The organism is Alteromonas sp. ABH4_452 (genome assembly GCF_056311825.1).
In genome coordinates this window covers 2,498,911-2,513,138 of the sequence record NZ_CM149973.1, presented here as the reverse complement: position 1 = coordinate 2,513,138, position 14,228 = coordinate 2,498,911, and the positions used below count along the sequence as shown (strand labels likewise).

General features: G+C 43.2%; 16 protein-coding genes. 9 read left to right on the top strand and 7 right to left on the bottom strand.

What is annotated here, in order from left to right:
* Nucleotides 1–58 precede the first annotated feature (58 nt).
* Genes purC through dapA form a run of 3 tightly spaced genes read right to left on the bottom strand, consistent with a single transcriptional unit; the run spans nucleotide 59 to nucleotide 2,785 of the window.
* A complete protein-coding gene (purC, locus tag ACYX4N_RS10785) occupies nucleotides 59–772 on the bottom strand; it encodes a phosphoribosylaminoimidazolesuccinocarboxamide synthase (protein WP_476054022.1) in 714 nt (237 codons plus the stop codon).
* A 12-nt stretch (nucleotides 773–784) separates the two neighbouring features.
* Nucleotides 785–1,888: an outer membrane protein assembly factor BamC gene (bamC, locus tag ACYX4N_RS10780; protein WP_474856817.1), complete on the bottom strand. Its 1,104-nt coding sequence runs from the start codon at nucleotides 1,886–1,888 to the stop codon at nucleotides 785–787.
* Nucleotides 1,889–1,900: 12 nt separating this feature from the next.
* Nucleotides 1,901–2,785, bottom strand: a complete 885-nt coding sequence (dapA, locus tag ACYX4N_RS10775) for a 4-hydroxy-tetrahydrodipicolinate synthase (RefSeq protein WP_476054021.1) — start codon at nucleotides 2,783–2,785, stop codon at nucleotides 1,901–1,903.
* 178 nt (nucleotides 2,786–2,963) lie between these two features.
* Here dapA and ACYX4N_RS10770 point away from each other — a divergent pair, with 178 nt between their 5' ends.
* Together ACYX4N_RS10770 and bcp are read left to right on the top strand one after the other, a co-directional pair.
* A complete protein-coding gene (locus tag ACYX4N_RS10770) occupies nucleotides 2,964–3,527 on the top strand; it encodes a glycine cleavage system transcriptional repressor (protein WP_474806570.1) in 564 nt (187 codons plus the stop codon).
* A complete protein-coding gene (gene bcp / locus ACYX4N_RS10765) occupies nucleotides 3,505–3,969 on the top strand; it encodes a thioredoxin-dependent thiol peroxidase (RefSeq protein WP_476054020.1) in 465 nt (154 codons plus the stop codon). Before ACYX4N_RS10770 ends, bcp begins: the two co-directional genes overlap by 23 nt.
* 67 nt (nucleotides 3,970–4,036) lie before the next feature.
* On the opposite strand, the gene ACYX4N_RS10760 is transcribed toward bcp, so the two are convergent.
* Nucleotides 4,037–5,110: an AI-2E family transporter gene (locus ACYX4N_RS10760; protein ID WP_474806566.1), complete on the bottom strand. Its 1,074-nt coding sequence runs from the start codon at nucleotides 5,108–5,110 to the stop codon at nucleotides 4,037–4,039.
* 412 nt (nucleotides 5,111–5,522) lie between these two features.
* On the opposite strand from ACYX4N_RS10760, the gene bepA reads away from it, so the two are divergent.
* Nucleotides 5,523–6,986: a beta-barrel assembly-enhancing protease gene (gene bepA / locus ACYX4N_RS10755; protein WP_474806564.1), complete on the top strand. Its 1,464-nt coding sequence runs from the start codon at nucleotides 5,523–5,525 to the stop codon at nucleotides 6,984–6,986.
* A gap of 17 nt (nucleotides 6,987–7,003) precedes the next feature.
* Here the strand turns inward: bepA and ACYX4N_RS10750 are convergent, their stop codons facing one another.
* The gene (locus ACYX4N_RS10750; protein WP_476054019.1) at nucleotides 7,004–7,540 is read right to left on the bottom strand and encodes a TlpA family protein disulfide reductase; all 537 of its coding nucleotides are present in this window, start codon (nucleotides 7,538–7,540) and stop codon (nucleotides 7,004–7,006) included.
* A gap of 217 nt (nucleotides 7,541–7,757) precedes the next feature.
* Here ACYX4N_RS10750 and arsC point away from each other — a divergent pair, with 217 nt between their 5' ends.
* The 3 genes from arsC (at nucleotide 7,758) to ACYX4N_RS10735 (ending at nucleotide 9,216) form a co-directional block, all read left to right on the top strand.
* A complete protein-coding gene (arsC, locus tag ACYX4N_RS10745; RefSeq protein WP_476054018.1) occupies nucleotides 7,758–8,111 on the top strand; it encodes an arsenate reductase (glutaredoxin) in 354 nt (117 codons plus the stop codon).
* Nucleotides 8,111–8,719, top strand: coding sequence for an NAD(P)H:quinone oxidoreductase (gene wrbA, locus ACYX4N_RS10740; protein ID WP_474806559.1), 609 nt, complete (start codon nucleotides 8,111–8,113; stop codon nucleotides 8,717–8,719). The genes arsC and wrbA overlap by 1 nt, the downstream gene beginning before the upstream one ends.
* A gap of 74 nt (nucleotides 8,720–8,793) precedes the next feature.
* The gene (locus tag ACYX4N_RS10735; RefSeq protein ID WP_474806558.1) at nucleotides 8,794–9,216 is read left to right on the top strand and encodes a DUF2069 domain-containing protein; all 423 of its coding nucleotides are present in this window, start codon (nucleotides 8,794–8,796) and stop codon (nucleotides 9,214–9,216) included.
* Between the two features lie 7 nt (nucleotides 9,217–9,223).
* Here the strand turns inward: ACYX4N_RS10735 and hda are convergent, their stop codons facing one another.
* Nucleotides 9,224–9,961 (bottom strand): DnaA regulatory inactivator Hda, encoded by a 738-nt coding sequence (gene hda, locus ACYX4N_RS10730; RefSeq protein ID WP_476054017.1) that lies wholly within the window; start codon nucleotides 9,959–9,961, stop codon nucleotides 9,224–9,226.
* A gap of 6 nt (nucleotides 9,962–9,967) precedes the next feature.
* The gene (locus tag ACYX4N_RS10725; RefSeq protein ID WP_476054016.1) at nucleotides 9,968–11,365 is read right to left on the bottom strand and encodes a DUF2066 domain-containing protein; all 1,398 of its coding nucleotides are present in this window, start codon (nucleotides 11,363–11,365) and stop codon (nucleotides 9,968–9,970) included.
* Nucleotides 11,366–11,679: 314 nt separating this feature from the next.
* Here ACYX4N_RS10725 and purM point away from each other — a divergent pair, with 314 nt between their 5' ends.
* The 3 genes from purM to ACYX4N_RS10710 are packed head-to-tail and all read left to right on the top strand — an operon-like array spanning nucleotide 11,680 to nucleotide 14,079.
* Complete coding sequence (gene purM, locus ACYX4N_RS10720; protein ID WP_476054015.1) at nucleotides 11,680–12,720, top strand: phosphoribosylformylglycinamidine cyclo-ligase; 1,041 nt, start codon at nucleotides 11,680–11,682, stop codon at nucleotides 12,718–12,720.
* Nucleotides 12,717–13,367: a phosphoribosylglycinamide formyltransferase gene (purN, locus tag ACYX4N_RS10715; protein ID WP_476054014.1), complete on the top strand. Its 651-nt coding sequence runs from the start codon at nucleotides 12,717–12,719 to the stop codon at nucleotides 13,365–13,367. The genes purM and purN overlap by 4 nt, the downstream gene beginning before the upstream one ends.
* A complete protein-coding gene (locus ACYX4N_RS10710; RefSeq protein ID WP_476054013.1) occupies nucleotides 13,327–14,079 on the top strand; it encodes a DUF3108 domain-containing protein in 753 nt (250 codons plus the stop codon). The genes purN and ACYX4N_RS10710 overlap by 41 nt, the downstream gene beginning before the upstream one ends.
* The last annotated feature ends 149 nt before the right edge of the window (nucleotides 14,080–14,228 follow it).

The following is a 14,228-nucleotide window of genomic DNA, read 5'->3' as shown; positions in this document are numbered from 1 at the left end:
CAAACGAAAAAGAGGACCATAAGGTCCTCTTTTCTTTAAAGTGCTAGCAGGTCTGTATCTATAGAGACAGGCCTAAACGCTCAGCAACTTCAATATAAGTTTCTACTACCGAGCCAAGTCCCTGTCTGAAACGGTCCTTGTCCATTTTCTTACGAGTTTCTTTATCCCATAAGCGACAGCCGTCAGGCGTAAACTCATCGCCTAACACGATGTTGCCATCTTTATCGACACCAAACTCAAGTTTGTAGTCAACTAGAAGCATACCTGCTTCGTCAAACAATGCTTTAAGTACATTGTTAACTTTGAAGGTAAGCGCCTTCATTTCAGCAATCTGAGCTTCGGTTGCCCAACCGAATGATAGAATGTGATAGTCATTTACCATTGGGTCATGAAGCGCATCGTTTTTAAGGAAAAACTCGAAAATAGGTGGGTTAAGCTCTTTACCTTCTTCAACACCTAGTCTGCGCACTAAAGAGCCAGCAGACAAGTTTCTCACCACACACTCGACAGGGATCATGTCGAGCTTTTTAACCAAAGACTCAGTATCAGAAACCAAAGCTTCAACTTGTGTTGCAATGCCCGCTTCTTCAAGCTTAGTCATTATAAAGTGGTTAAACTTGTTGTTTACTTCACCCTTGCGATCAAGCTGCTCTATTTTTTCGCCATCGAACGCTGAAGTGTCATTTCGAAAGTAAAGAATTAGTTTATCGCTATCATCAGTGTAATAAACAGTTTTTGCTTTACCTCGGTAAAGCTCGTCGCGTTTTTCCATTCTCAGTCTCAGTTATATATCAAGGTTATCTTCTGACATGACCTCAGCAAATGCACTGTAAAGGTCGGAAACCTGATTTGCTTCAAACGGTATACTTTCATTATTCATGAAGGTAACAGATGTGCGATTTGCACCCGCTTTTGCAACTTTCAAACGATAATCACCCTTTTTGAGTAATTCGGCATCGCTTGAGAATAAACCATCCCACCAGCTCCCCTGATCGCCATTATAAGCGATAAAAAGCAGGCCATTTGATTTATCTAAATCTTTGACATCAAAACCTAGTTTGCGAAGCACCAATAGCATTCGCGGCCAAGCAACGTCATATTGCGCTTCTACGATGTATGCTGGGTCACCGTCATCGTTAAAGCCCATTTCCGTATTAATACCTTGACGAATCTTCGCAATTCTTCGCGTTTCAGCAAGCTGAATTTGATATTCGTAATGACCGATAACCTGGTTTAATACTTCAACTTCTTCGCGACGCTCTTCCAAAGAAGAGACCTCTGCAACTACGTCGTTGCCTACGGTTTGCATGTAGTCTTTTAAATCAACCGTTAATGCAGCGCTACGACCGTGAGGTTTAACGTCTAGGTTGAATTCGAAACGGCGACCTATCTCGCTCTCTTCGTCAATAAAGCTATACCAAGGACCATCAATTTCCTTGGTCATGACCATCCAGTCAGTAATCAAAACTTTATCTTCCGGGCTAAAGCTATCTACGCCTATTCCCTGCTCATCTAAGAAACTTAATAATGAGTTCCAGATTGCTTGGCTTAGCGGTTGGCTATCATCAACTTGGTCAAACCAAATCGTTGCTGAGCTCTTACCTTCTTCAACGTGAGAGCCAGTAACTAAAGGTAGAACCAACGCAGGAGAACGAACCATCAAGTTCTTACCTACTAGCGACGGGTCTGCTTCTTTGCCTACCTCAGGTAAAGCAAAGTCTCTCGAAAAGGTAGGTGCATCTAAGCCAGGAGGTACTTCTAACGTCTTTTGTTCTTTAGTTTTTAAGTACTCGTAGCTACCAGAAGCGGTCTTTCTATCTATTTGGCTTGAACAACCTGCAAGTGCAACCATTGCTACTGAACTTGCTATAGCCAGCGTTCTTTTCATCTGTATTCCTTATTAACCAGAAATCAATGCGTATTTTTTTAGTAGTTCTTCGATACGTTTTTGGCTTGATAGTTCCGGTAAAACCATAGGTAATCGCATAACAGCACTTTTCATCATTCCCATTTTGTATAACGCCCACTTAGGCATGACAGGGTTTGGTTCAATGAAAAGCTCACTGTGCAATAGCTTGATTGTCTCGTCGATCTCTCGACATTTATCGAAATCTTTATTGAGGGCAGTTTCGCACATTTGTGCAATAGCTTTAGGTACTATATTTGCGGTAACTGAAATAACACCATGCCCACCCTCGCACATAAACTCGGCGCTTGTGCCATCGTCGCCACTTAAAATAACAAAATCTTCAGGTACAAGTGGCTGGGTTTCTTTTAATCGGGCAATGTTACCGGTTGCGTCTTTAAGGCCAACAATATTTTTGTGGGCAGATAATTCTGCAACGGTTTCAGGAAGCATGTCAGCAACGGTTCGGCCCGGAACATTGTATAAGATCACAGGCAAGTCGCTAGCATCGGCAATAGCGTTGAAATGGGCAATCATACCCGCCTGTTGAGGCTTATTGTAATAAGGCACCACGCTTAAGAAACCATCAATACCGGTAGCACCTAATTGCTCGGTAAGAAAAATCGCTTCGGCGGTAGAGTTTGCACCACTTCCCGCGATAACGGGGATAGCACCTGATGCCATTGCTACTGTTTCTTTGACCACGTTAATATGTTCATCAAACGGTAGCGTTGCCGACTCACCTGTAGTGCCAACAGACACAATACCATGAGTGCCCTGCTCTACATGAAACTTCACAAGTTTCTCTAAAGACTTGTAATCGATATCGCCGTTTTCGAGCATCGGCGTGACGAGTGCTACGTAACTACCAGTAAACATAATCTCTCCGCAAAATGTGAGCGCACATGGTAATTATGTCAGTGCTTAAACACAAGTAATAGCGCATGTAAAATGACAAGAATTTGACAATATCTTATTTAAAGGCGAGAAAAAGGCGCTGACTTCTAAAAAAACTCTGTGCTAACATCCCGACATTATTACCATTGAAGTGAAGTAGATGTCGAAACAACAACTTATCGTTACCATTTTAGGTACAGACAACACTGGCATCCTAAGCGAAATTGCAACAACGGTATCAGAAGCTCAGTGCAATATTTTAGATAGCAGGCAAGCTATATATGGCAAAGAGTTCTCGTTGACTATGATCATAGAGGGAACGCAAACGGCTATTACAAAAGCTGAGTGCATACTACCAGCGTTATTTCAGCGCCTTGATTTGCTGTCGATGATGAAGCGAACAAGCCACCATGAAAAGCAAAATCTCGCGCACCTCTTTAATGTTGAATTTAGTGGCGAAGACGAAACGGGCCTGATTAAAGCCGTTACCGGCTTTTTCGCAGAGCGAGATGCCATGATTAGTGCGTTTAGACAGCGCACTTATAAAGACAAAGCCACTGGTAAAGACAACATGCGATGCAAGTTTATTGTTTCGCTTACTTCAGATGAAAATATCGATGTTTTAGAATCTGATCTAATGTCCCTGTTCGAATCGTTAAACGTGACAGGCAAAGTAGTAGACAAACACAAGAAGGATCCCAATGAAAACGTTACAAGCTGGTGATAAAGCTCCACAATTCTCATTGCAGAACCAAAATGACGAAACCGTATCTTTAACTGATTACGCAGGTAAAAAAGTACTCGTGTATTTTTACCCTAAGGCAATGACGCCAGGCTGTACAACTCAAGCACAGGGATTACGTGATGTTAATGATGAACTTACCGCGAAGAATGTGGTTGTACTAGGTGTGAGCCCAGATGCAGTTAAGCGACTGCCTAAGTTTATAGAAAAAGAAAACCTTAATTTCACCCTACTTTCTGATGAAGACCACGCTGTCGCCGACGCATTTGGTGTGTGGGGACCTAAAAAGTTTATGGGTAAGGAGTATGATGGTATTCACCGTCAAACTTTCTTGATAAACGAGAACGGTGTAATTGAACATGTTTTCAATAAATTCAAAACAAAAGAACACCACACAGTTGTTCTAGATTACCTGAACAGCTAAATTTCCGTAATATCAAAAAAGCCCCGATAACGAGCAGTTATCGGGGCTTTTTTATACTTAGCGTTAGCTACTTTGCCTCTTCGGGAATTGCAACAGGATTACTTGACCATGCAGTAACCACAGCTTTTACCAATGTAGCAAGTGGTATGGCGAAAAACACACCCCAAAAGCCCCAAAGACCACCAAAGACTAAAACAGCAACAATTATATAAAGCGGGTGAAGACTAACCGCTTCAGAGAATAATAACGGAACCAATAAATTACCATCTAATGCTTGAATAATGCCGTAGGCAATCATTAGATACCAAAACTCTGGCGATATTCCCCATTGAAACATTGCAACAACTGCCACAGGTATTGTGACCACTGCAGCACCGATATATGGAATGAGTACAGAAAAGCCGACTAAAACGCCAAGCAAAATGGCGTAGCGCAAGTCCATAAGAACAAAAGTCACACAGCTCACTACGCCTACTATAATAATCTCAATCACCTTGCCGCGAATATAGTTAGCGATTTGAGAATTCATTTCGTGGCCCACTTGGGTAATTAAGCGGCGCTCTTTTGGCAATAACCGAGAAATGCTGTCTAGAAAGAAAAGCTTGTCCTTCAACATGAAAAATACCATCAAAGGTACCAGCACCATATAGACTAGCAGTGCGGCTAAATTGGCGATATTACTGAACGAAGCGGAAATTAGGGTTTCTCCTACTTCTACCAGCTTTTCATTTAACCCTTCCATCATCTGATGGATCTGATACACCTGCACGTAATCTGGGTATTTATCAGGTAGCGTTAAGATCCATTCCTGGGCCTTTTGCCAAATTAACGGCGTTTCTTGAATAAGGTTCACGCTCTGTTTTGAGATAATTGGAACCAATCCAATTAAGGTTAAAATTGTGATAGTGATAAATGCGAGCATTACCACGCCGCATGCCAGAGTACGGCTAACACCAACACCCACCAAACGACTTACCGGCCAGTCAAGCAGATAAGCTATGACCGCAGCAACCAGCACAGGCATAATTAGTTCGCCCCACAACAGCAATACTGTGGTGGTTAAAAGAATCAAAATGAGCAGCATTGCCGCGTCAGGGTCAGAAAATTTGCGTCGGTACCATCGACCAAAAACGCTAATCATAGAAACGCCTAGAAATAACCAAGAATAGGACACGCATCATAGTTGATAGCACTAGCAATTAGCAATAAGTAGTAGTTAAGAATCTTTCAAAATCAAACTGGTATGATGTTTTTACAGTATAACTATTAGCGTGTAGAGTGAGAGTTTAAATAGTTGTTAAACAATGCAGAGCAACTTGTCGTAATATTTGCCCAGCGTGAGGCTAGAGTAGTCAGAAGCGTATTGTGAGAGTAGTCAATTGCTGGAAACTCGGTCAAGTAATTGTCTAACTCTTGTCATTAAGACAACTATGAATTTTAAACTTCGTCTACTGGAAAAGTAGACATAAGAAAATAATAAATTTTGAAACTGTTTAGCAACTTAGTGCTCTAAGCGTTATGCAGTATTAAATATGTATAATAATTGTAGGTTCATGAGAAAACATTTTTCAGCATTCTTGGTTGCCCTTTCCTTCGTGCTCACATCGAGCCTAACGGCTGTTGCACAAGATGCCAATTACAGCAATAAAAATGCACTACCTGAGATAGGTGTGGTTGCTTCTGATGCTATATCACTTGATAAGGAAATGATCGTAGGCGATGCCGTAATGCGCCAAATGCGCGGACAAAGCCCGGTTATCTCAGACCCGGTATTAGATGAGTATTTACAAGATGTGGGCAACCGTTTAGTCGTCCATGCCGACAACGCAAAGTTCCCCTTCGAGTTTTTCTGGGTTAACAACGATGCCATAAATGCATTCGCATTTTTCGGTGGTCATATCGGCGTACATACGGGCTTAATGCGTAGAGCTAAAAACGAAAGCGAGCTGGCTTCAGTGCTTGCTCACGAAATCTCTCACGTTACCCAACGCCATATTGCGCGACGCATGCAAGCCCAACGGCGCTCATCGCCATTAGCATTGGCTTCGCTTATTGGTGGCGTACTCATAGCTATGGCTAACCCTGAAGCTGGCATTGCAGCCATGCAGGCAGGTTCTGCAGCATCGGCACAACTTCAAATTGACTATACGCGGACAAATGAACAAGAAGCAGACCGAATCGGTATTGCTATGCTTGCAAGAGCAGGTTTCGATCCAAACGCTGCTGCGTCTTTCTTTTCTACAATGGCGGAAGAATACCGTATGGTTTCTAGACCGCCTGCACGACTTCTAACTCACCCCCTAACTGAAACCCGTATTGCTGACGCGAGGAACCGCGCTGGGGATTACCCTAGACGTTACCTTCCTATCAACAAACAGTTTGAATTAGCGAAAGCACGAATAAAGGCGCGGTATTCGTTTAAAGCAGATTACGCAATGGAGTATTTTGAAGCAGCGGTAGACCAAGATGTTCAGCGAAGTAAAGAAGCATCCCTTTACGGTTTAGCTCTCGCCTACATGCGAAACGAACACATTGATAAAGCAAAAAAAATAATGGATAAGCTTATTGCCGGCGATAGCGATAACCTTTTCTATCTCGATGCAATGACTGACATTTACATCTCTTTGGGGCAACCGTTAAAAGCGGTAGAAATGCTAACGCCTCACGTTAATCACAATCCGAGAAATCAGGTTCTTGCGCTAAATCAGGCGAACGCCTACATCAGTGCACAGAAGTACGACGACGCTATTTCGTTGCTTAAAGATTTTCTACTGGTTAGGAAGGATTATCAAATAGCCCACCAATTAATGAGTGAAGCGTATCAAAAAGCTAAGCAGTTTTCGCAAATGCATCAAAGCAAAGCGGAAGTCTATGCCCTTTATGGCGCATACAATCGCGCAGTGGATGAACTTCAATATGCCTACAATTTTGCAGGCGACAACCACCTTGCAAAGCAACGAATTAGGGCGCGTATAAAGCAGTTCCGAGATCAGGAAGAACGCTTGGAACGGCTATAGTGTATGATTCTTTAGCGTTATGGGCGTTTATAGACTGTTGAATCTCGTTCAGCGCTTTTTAGTTGATTAAGGCGCTGACGCAAGCCGTCAGCTGTCACTTCACCCATTATCGTATCTTTGATGTTTCCATCTGGGCCCACAATGAAAGTGGCAGGTAAATATGGAGGCTTAGCCATGGGTAGCTTAGTATCGGAAGAACTAACAATAACTGGCACAGCAATGTCGTATTTTTTTGTCATAGCTGTCAATTCAGCTTTTGTTTTGGGGTCGTAATTAATTGCAAACAGCTGGGTATCACTCGGCAAAGACTGATGAAATAACGCTAATTCAGGCATCTCGCGAAGGCATGGTGCACACCAGGGCGCAAAGTAGTTCACAATTACCCATTGTCCTTTAAGACCGTTCCAGCTATATGCTTGACCATCCAAGGTTTCAAAGTCATTTTGAAGACTCTGATAGGTTAAGAAACCGGCTAAAGCCGCTGTAATAAAAAGGATGATAAGAACAAGCGGATTAGTTTTGCCCACATTGCTATTTAAAGGTGAGAACGACATGCAAGCCTCTAATTACATCTGTTTTTGTCATAGTGCCAGATTCTTCCCCCCTTCTCTAACAGATTTTGAAATACTATTCCTTGAACATCTCGCTGATTAGGCTCCATTCAGAAGTATATTGCGCACTTTATTAACAACTAAGCGTAAACTGCTTGATATTAAGAAGCAAAAACGCAATAGTTCGCGCCAAAAGTAACAACCTTAAAAAGGGGCTTATATGTCAGATATTACTATTATTCATAATCCGCGCTGTTCTAAGAGCAGACAAACGCTTGCGCTACTTGAAGAAAAAGGCGAAGCGCCAGTAGTGGTTGAATATTTAAAACATCCCCTAGATGCACAAGCGCTTAAAGCGATATTTAAAAAACTTAACCTTGAATCGGTTAGGGATATGATGCGTACAAAAGAGACAGAGTACAAAGACGCTAATTTAGGGGACGATGCATTGTCTGATGAAGCACTTTTTGATGCCATGGCTCAGACGCCTAAGCTAATCGAACGCCCAATTGTTATTAAAGGCGAGAACGCACGTATCGGTCGACCGCCTGAATCGGTATTGGACATTTTGTAGTGCAACCCGTTCTTGTACTTTATTACAGCCGACATGGCAGCACCAAGCGTTTAGCTGATGCTATTGCCCAGGGTATTTCGTCACAAAATGTGCCGGTTATAGTGCGCACAGTTAAAAGTATTAACGAATCGAGCAGCACTTCTGAAGATGTCTCAAATGATGCTTCTAGTACAGTCCCTGAGGTTACACTTCAGGAACTTGAGCAATGTAGCGCGTTGGCCCTTGGTAGCCCTACTCGCTTTGGCAATATGGCCGCGCCGGTTAAACACTTTTTAGACTCAACAAGCAGCCAATGGTTGAAGGGCGCATTGATTGATAAACCGGCCTGCGTTTTTACTTCGTCATCGTCCATGCATGGCGGCCAAGAGTCCACGCTGTTGTCTATGATGATACCGCTTATCCATCACGGTATGGTAATTTGCGGTATTCCTTACAGCGAGCCAGAACTGCACAACACAAACATGGGTGGTAGCCCCTATGGCGTAACACATGTCGCGCACCACAGTTTAAGTGCTCCACAACAATTGAGCGCAGATGAAAAAGCGCTGTGTTTTGCTCAAGGTAAGCGCCTGGCTACGTTTGCAAAAAGACTAGCAGATAACGATTGATTCGCGATACGACAAACGCGAATAGAGACAACGTTTAGATAAATATTAAAACCTGATTTCTTCGGAGAATAAACATGGCACCAGATACGCGTTTCTTTCGCTATCTAGCACTTATCAGCCACACTGGGCTAATCATATGGATAACACTTTGGCAATTTACATTTACTAAAGAGCATACTTACTCCCCAGTATTTATTGCCCTGTTTTATATTTTGCCCTTGTTGTTGCCCTATTGGGGTGTATTGAAAGGCAAGCCATATACTCACGCCTGGGCGAATTTTGTTGTTTTATTTTACCTTATACACGGGTGTACCGTTGCCTACGCCGTGCCTGCCGAGCGCTGGTATGCAGTAGTAGAAATAGTTTTGTGCACTGGCATGTTTGTTGGATGTAGCGCTTTTGCCAGAAAACGTGGTCGCGAATTAGGGTTAGGCCTTAAAAAGCTAAAAGAAGAAATGAAAGAAGAAAAAGCACGTTTTGAGCAAGGACAACAGTAACGCTTAGCTAATTCAGGTTAAGCTCCCTCTTAACCATGCCCACCGACAGGCGTTTTTGTTCTTGGAGTGAGCGGGTGTCTAAGCGGGCTAGCAAAGACATGAGGCTTTTTAAATCGCGTTCACTGTGGTGTAATAGGAACTGTAGTGCTTGGTTTGAAAGCTTAAGGCCCCGCTCTTCAGCACGCAGGCGTACCGCCTCCTCACGACCGCTATCATCAAGCTGATTCACGTGATAAATAACGCCCCATGCTAAACGGGAACGTAAATCAGGTAGCACGAAAGCCGGGTTTGATGGGCCTAAATGACTGGTGCAAATCACCATGGCCTGTTTAGCTTCCATAACGCGATTAAATAAATCAAACAGCGCTTCTTCCCAGCGTTTATCACCCGCTATGGCGTGTATGTTATCTAGCGCTATCAGCGACAGGTTTTCCAACCCTTCGAAGATATCTAAAGACCAAGCTTTAAAGTCATTAAGATTTAAGTACAGATGATTGACAGCTCGGCCTGCTAACTGATGACAGGTGGCAAATAGCAAATGACTTTTGCCAACCGCACTGCTGCCTAATAAGGTGAGTAATGGAAGTTGTAATGACGCTAAAGCGCTCAATTTCGAGTCATCTCGCCAAAGCGGTAGCGCTTTTGAAATCTGCTCAAGCACTGAAACCACTTCTTCATTACCCGTAGAAACGAAACTATCGAAGTTTTCATCTACAGGTAACGTTACTGGCAAAGGCAGCTGCATGCTAATTTAATTGCTCCAATAGAAACTATTTTCGTTAACGGTTTGTCCGTAGGCGTCGGTTACTGGGCGTAGTTTATTTTCTAACTTGAAGCTGTTGAGTAAATCGTCAACCGTGCCTATTAACGTTAAAGAATAAGTGGCCACGGTACCTGATTGCTCTACGAGGGTCGCGTTTTCAATCACACTTAAGCTGTTCAAATAGTCTGTGGCACTGGCATAGCTTGCAATGGAACCAACGTTGGCGATTGAGACTTTTATCACCTCTCGTTCAGACTCCTCAATACCCACAACCGCATAGAGCGATGACAAATAATTTGAATACGCGTCTACCAGTGCATTACCCAATTCTTCCGGTGAGTCTCCATAGATGCTGCCGTAGCTTACTTTACCACCGCCAATAAAAATCCAATCCAGCGCAAAGTCGCCTTCATCTGCTCTTTTCGCGTAATTCGCAAATTCGTCCATAGTAAATGGTTCAATTGTATTTGCGAGTTGTCCTGCAGGCGATGTTTCTTCGACGTTTTCACTAGGCTGACCAGTAAGAGCATCGTTCTCGTTTACTAAGCTTTCACTATTTCCTAGTAACGGGTTCGATTCAGCGTCAGCTGGTTCGTTTAGTTGGTCATCGTAACGCTTAGTCTGTGCTTCATCATTAAGCACGTTATCTATAGACTCAACGGTACCAGACGGCACAACGTTTTCGGGTAAATCTGGTATTGCATTTGGGTCATTGCGATATACCCTGGCACCGATAATGTTATCGACGCTATAACGCAAAGAAGCCTTACGAAGCGGCTCTGCAAATCGTCCCCACACATCGTAGGTAGATATATTAACGCTGTCTGTTAAGTCCATAAGAGGAAGGCTGAGAGGTACGCCGCGTTCTTTAGCAGTTTGTTTAAGTGCACGCTGTAGTTCAGTATCGAGTGATTCTTCAAGAATGGCACGAGTTTCGTTTTCGTCCTCTTGAGCCAGCCACACTATAGTCTCAGGACGTCTGTCACCCCAAAGCGGAAGCAGTTCTCGCTGCAAAATTTCATTGAGTTTCGCTTGGTCAAATTCAGCAATGTAATAGGTTCTGTTGTTATCAAACGCAAAGCGATATGAGCGTAATAGCGACTGAGGCGATGTTAATGCCGCTCTCACACCCGCATTATCGAGTACACTCTCACTGCCTGACATTTTAATAAATACTTGCTTTAGCGCTTTTTTGAGCGCTGCTTGCTGAGTGCGCTGTGTTTGATCTTCAACTTGAATTTGCGCTTCATTAACAACAACGCGCTGAGCGGCGTGCGTGACTGCACTGTAATTTAGCATTGCAAAAAGAGAGACACTCAATATTCGTTTCAAACCTACTCTCTGCTTATTTGCCTTGTTGGTGTTACCCATTACTGCCGTCAACATTAACACTCCATACACTCTAAAAATCAATTCCTTGCCTACCCTTTCATGAGCAAAACACTTTTCATATAAAGCTTGAAAGCAGCCCCGACATTCACGTTGTTTACGCTTAATATCCGAGCAAGACATTTTATTTGCCAAGATTTAGCAAGATATTCACCAAAAGATAGCGCTCTATTGTCTTTTATATTCAATTTAATTTCACCCTTAAAATAAAAAAGATCAAAAAGCGCATAAAATAGCCGTCACAAATTGGACTTGTGCCGACTTGCTGGTAGAATCCGCGGTTTTCTACCTCTTAGTTTCAGGGCCCAACCGTGAGCGAAAATAAAACCTCTTTAAGTTACAAAGATGCAGGCGTAGATATCGATGCAGGCAATCAACTTGTTGAACGCATCAAATCAGTTACCAAGAAAACCCACAGACCAGAAGTAAAAGGTAATTTGGGTGGATTTGGTGCACTTTGCGAACTACCTACAAAATACAAAAAGCCGCTACTTGTTTCAGGTACGGACGGCGTAGGTACTAAACTAAGAGTAGCAATGGATGCGAATCGTCATGACGGTGTAGGCATTGACCTTGTAGCAATGTGTGTTAACGACCTAATAGTGCAAGGTGCTGAACCGCTATTTTTCCTAGACTATTACGCAACAGGTAAGCTTGATGTTGACGTTGCGGCTTCAGTTGTTACTGGTATTGGTGCAGGGTGTGAACAGGCAGGATGTGCACTTATAGGCGGTGAAACCGCTGAAATGCCTGGTATGTATCACGATGGCGATTATGACATTGCGGGCTTCTGCGTTGGTGTAGTTGAGGCAGATAACGTTATTGACGGCACGAACGTTAAGCCAGGCCAAAAGCTCATTGCTTTAGGTTCCTCGGGCCCTCACTCAAACGGTTACTCGTTAGTAAGAAAAATTATCGAAGTAAGCGGCGCTGATGTAAATGCAGACCTAAACGGTAAGCCAATCATTGACCAGTTGCTTGAGCCTACTCGCATTTACGTTAAGTCGGTATTGGCTTTGCTTGAAGAGGTTCAAGTTAGTGCAATTTCACACATAACAGGTGGCGGCTTCTGGGAAAACATCCCTCGCGTACTTCCTGAAGATGCGAAAGTAGTAATTGATGAAACTTCATGGGAATGGCCTGCTATCTTCTCTTGGCTTCAAGAAAACGGTAACGTAACGCGTCATGAAATGTACCGCACCTTCAACTGTGGTGTTGGCTTAGTTATCGTTGTTGACGAAAGCGATACCGATGCAGCCCTAAACATCCTTAAGCAACATGGTGAAAATGCGTGGGTTATTGGTGACATCGCTGCAAAAGACGGCGAAGAGCAAGTAGAGATCAACGCGTGAGTAGTAGTGTAACTAAAATATGCGTACTTATTTCTGGTAATGGCAGTAATTTGCAGGCCATTATTGATGAAATAGAAGGCGGCCGTCTTAACGCTGAAATCAGCGGCGTAATTAGCAATCGCCCTAGCGCTTATGGTCTTGAGCGCGCGAAAGAAGCAGGGATCGAAGCCGTGTGCCTCGATCACACTAATTTTGATACTCGCGAGTCTTATGACGAAGCACTTAAAGCACAAATTGATGCTTTTGGCGCTGACTGTGTTGTACTTGCTGGCTTTATGCGCATCTTAACTCCAGAGTTCGTCGATAGCTTTGCTGGAAAATTAGTGAACATTCATCCATCTTTGTTGCCGAAGTACAAAGGTTTGAATACGCATCAGCGAGCCATCGACAATGGAGATAAAGAGCACGGTGTAAGTGTGCACTTTGTTACACCGGAGCTTGATGGTGGCCCGGTTATCATTCAAAGTCGTGTGCCTGTATTTGATGAAGATACAGCTAGCGACTTGGCTGAGCGTGTTCAAGAACAAGAACGCCGCATCTATCCGCTAGTACTATCATGGTTTAGTGCTGGTCGATTATCGATGCAAAACAATAAGGCAGTTTTAGATGAGCAAGAACTACCAGAATCTGGTTATGCGAGCGATTAAGCCTTTTGCTGTTGGTGCACTGTTTGCGATACCTCTCTCCGGAAACGCGCAAACAACGTCCAGCGCAGAGAAAGCTGAGCTACCGCTTCAACCTTACAAGGCTACGTATACCGCTTACAAATGGGGTGACGATGTAGGCGAGGCGAATATTGAGCTTTCAAAGTTAGGCAACCAACAATATTCATTAATTTACACCTCCAAGGTCTCGAAGTTTTTCTTATCAGATAAGCGTAGCGAGCACTCGATCTTCACGGTAAACGAAGATACGGTTGTACCTTCTGAGTATTACTATAACCGCTCGGGAACTGGGCCGGATAAAGAGCTCAAAGTTACGTTTAGTCAACAAGGTCAAGGGAAGATTAAAGTCGAAAATGGCGAGACCTTTGAATGGAACGGTGAATTTGATAATCAAATTTATCGAATAGATTTGGCCAAGCAGCTAGCCGAAGGTAAAACGTCTCTAGACTATAACTTTGTTAACTACCGCGGCGAGCTACGCCACTACGGCGTTCAAGTTGTAGATGAAGAAGTGTTATCGTTACCTTTCGGAAAAATAGAAACGGTAAAAGTAAAGCTTATTCGTGACTCTAAGAAACGTGAAACCTTTGCATGGTTCGCACCTTCGCTTAACTATACGCTAGTCAGACTTCAGCAGTTTAAAGAAGGCGATGAGCAAGGAGATATCAAGCTTAAGTCATTTGAAACACTGTAAGTGAGCTAAAGCGCTACAGCTCTCTTTGTAACAACTTATTTAAATATTAAAAAAGCACGCTTTAAATCAGATTTAGGCGTGCTTTTTTTATTAACAAATTGCGACGTAACCTAACTGCGGTAAGCACCATATAGATAACGTAATTCACG

Coding starts and splice junctions, on each gene's coding strand:
- purC (WP_476054022.1), bottom strand. CDS start 772: ATGGAAAAACGCGACGAGCTTTACCGAGGTAAAGCAAAAACTGTTTAT.
- bamC (WP_474856817.1), bottom strand. CDS start 1,888: ATGAAAAGAACGCTGGCTATAGCAAGTTCAGTAGCAATGGTTGCACTT.
- dapA (WP_476054021.1), bottom strand. CDS start 2,785: ATGTTTACTGGTAGTTACGTAGCACTCGTCACGCCGATGCTCGAAAAC.
- ACYX4N_RS10770 (WP_474806570.1), top strand. CDS start 2,964: ATGTCGAAACAACAACTTATCGTTACCATTTTAGGTACAGACAACACT.
- bcp (WP_476054020.1), top strand. CDS start 3,505: ATGAAAACGTTACAAGCTGGTGATAAAGCTCCACAATTCTCATTGCAG.
- ACYX4N_RS10760 (WP_474806566.1), bottom strand. CDS start 5,110: ATGATTAGCGTTTTTGGTCGATGGTACCGACGCAAATTTTCTGACCCT.
- bepA (WP_474806564.1), top strand. CDS start 5,523: ATGAGAAAACATTTTTCAGCATTCTTGGTTGCCCTTTCCTTCGTGCTC.
- ACYX4N_RS10750 (WP_476054019.1), bottom strand. CDS start 7,540: ATGTCGTTCTCACCTTTAAATAGCAATGTGGGCAAAACTAATCCGCTT.
- arsC (WP_476054018.1), top strand. CDS start 7,758: ATGTCAGATATTACTATTATTCATAATCCGCGCTGTTCTAAGAGCAGA.
- ACYX4N_RS10735 (WP_474806558.1), top strand. CDS start 8,794: ATGGCACCAGATACGCGTTTCTTTCGCTATCTAGCACTTATCAGCCAC.
- hda (WP_476054017.1), bottom strand. CDS start 9,961: ATGCAGCTGCCTTTGCCAGTAACGTTACCTGTAGATGAAAACTTCGAT.
- ACYX4N_RS10725 (WP_476054016.1), bottom strand. CDS start 11,365: ATGTTGACGGCAGTAATGGGTAACACCAACAAGGCAAATAAGCAGAGA.
- ACYX4N_RS10710 (WP_476054013.1), top strand. CDS start 13,327: ATGAGCAAGAACTACCAGAATCTGGTTATGCGAGCGATTAAGCCTTTT.